Genomic DNA, 1,935 nt, shown 5'->3' with positions numbered 1-1,935 from the left:
CGAACCCCGACCCACCCGCCCGGCGCCTGCGCACGCGCACGGACCTTCACGGCGACCGCGCCGCCATCCGCCTCACGGGCGAGGTGGACCTCGGCACCGCCCCGGGACTGCGCCGCGCCATCTGCGCCTGCCTCGGGCAGCACCATCCCTGCTCCCTCGCCCTGGAACTCGCCGAGGTGAGCTTCTGCGACTGCACCGGTCTGAACACCCTGCTGTGGGCCCGGCTGGAGGCCGCGGACGCCGGGGCCGCGCTCGTCGTGCGGGGGCCGCTGCAGCACGGCGTCGCCCGCCTGCTGTCCGTGACCGGGACCGACGCGGTGCTCGGCCCCCTCATCGCCGCCTGAGCGGCGCGCCGCTATCCGGCCGCGGGCCTCACCGGGCTTTACGGACCGGTAGGCAGCCGGTAGACCACCAGCGCCTCGTTCTCCTTCTCCAGCGTCAGGCCGCCCGGCACCGGGGCGGTCTCCCCGTCGTACGCGAAGTGCGCGCCGGAGTGCAGTCCGCCGATGCGCAGCCGCCGCGGGCGGGCCGTGCCGAGGACGGGGGTGCTGCGGATGCCGCCCGTCAGCGCCGCGATCAGCAGCCGGGTGCGGGCCAGCCGGCCGGCGGTGACGATGCGGACGTCCAGGACGCCGTCGGCGAGGTCGTGGCGGCGGACCGGGGCCGCGCCGAGGCCGCGGTAGGTGCAGTTGCCGGCGAAGACCGTCCACACGGCCTGCCGCCGGCCGTTGATCTCGACGGTGACGGGCCGGCCGGTGCGCAGGACGTGCACGGCGGCCAGGATCCCGGCGGGCCAGGCGCCGATCCGGGGGGCCCACCGCTCGCGGATCCGGACGAGCTCCGGGTAGGCGCCGACGCTGAAGGTGTTGAGGAACCACCGTTCGTCGCGCTCCACGCCGCCCCGGATCCGCACCATGTCGACGGCGACCGCCTCCCCGCACTCGACCGCCCGGCAGGCGTCGCCGAGTGTCTCGATGCCCAGGTCGTAGGCGAAGTGGTTGTACGTGCCGCCGGGCAGGACGGCCAGCGGCAGCCCGTGCCGCCGGGCGACGGCGGCGGCGGCGTTGACCGTCCCGTCGCCACCCAGGACGCCGAGCGCGCCCCCGAGCTCCCGCGCCCGCGCCGCGCCCGCCTCCAGGGCGTCCTCCAGGGAGGCGGGCCCGTCGGGTTCGCCGCCGACGGTGAGGAACTCGGCGCGCGGCAGCACCGAGCGCAGGGGCCCGACGACGTCCGGCCGTTCGGTCAGCCGCTGGCCGGAGCCGGGGTTCGCCACCACGACCAGGCCCCGGCCCTCCGGGAGGGCGGGGGCGTCGGCCTGCGGCCGGGCGGGCGGCGCGAGCTGCTGCCGGGTCGGCACCAGGCCGCGCACGGCGAACGCGGCGCCCGCGCCGAGCGCGGCGCCGGCGAGCACGTCACCCGGATAGTGGACGCCCGTGTAGACGCGGGAGAAGCAGACGGACGCGGCGACCGGCGCCAGGGCGAGCCCCCAGCCGGGGTTCTCCAGGGCGACGCCGGTGGCGAATGCGGCCGCGGAGGCCGAGTGCCCGGAGGGGAAGGACGTGGTGATGGGCTGGCGGGCCAGCCGGCGGACCAGGGGGACGACGTCCGCCAGGGGCCGCGCGCGGCGTACGGACCGTTTGCCGAGCGTGTTCACCGTGGCCGAGGCCAGGGCGAGCGAGGCCGCGCCCCGCAGGGCCGCCCGCCGGGCCGGCCTGCCGCCCAGCGCCACCGCGCCGGCCGCCAGGCCGAACCACAGCAGGCCGTGGTCGGCGCTGCGCGACAGCCGGGGCAGGACGCGGTCGGCGCCGGGCCAGTGCCGGGTCGCCACCGCACGAAACGCTGCTTGGTCCCATGAACTCACCGCTTTGCGCATGCGCCACGACTACCCCCGGCGGCGGACGATGATGCGGACGCGCCGGAGGGCGGCGGCACCGC

The 1,935-nt window shown here is 77.9% G+C and carries 2 protein-coding genes; one reads left to right on the top strand and one right to left on the bottom strand.

Going from position 1 to position 1,935, the window contains the following annotated elements; translation table 11 throughout:
- On the top strand, nt 1–344 hold a 344-nt coding region (locus JNW98_RS35080; protein WP_223772314.1), incomplete at its 5' end, for an STAS domain-containing protein.
- A 38-nt stretch (nt 345–382) separates the two neighbouring features.
- On the opposite strand, the gene JNW98_RS35075 is transcribed toward JNW98_RS35080, so the two are convergent.
- Entirely contained in the window at nt 383–1,873 is a 1,491-nt protein-coding gene (locus tag JNW98_RS35075; protein ID WP_223772313.1) for a bifunctional phosphatase PAP2/diacylglycerol kinase family protein, read from the bottom strand.
- Nucleotides 1,874–1,935 lie beyond the last annotated feature (62 nt).

The organism is Streptomyces huiliensis (assembly GCF_020037025.1).
GTDB classification, from domain to species: Bacteria; Actinomycetota; Actinomycetes; order Streptomycetales; family Streptomycetaceae; genus Streptomyces; species Streptomyces huiliensis.
This window is presented reverse-complemented; position numbering and strand designations above follow the sequence as displayed.

Excerpts from the sequence above, each read along its gene's own strand:
- JNW98_RS35075 (WP_223772313.1), bottom strand. The coding sequence starts at position 1,873 with ATGCGCAAAGCGGTGAGTTCATGGGACCAAGCAGCGTTTCGTGCGGTG.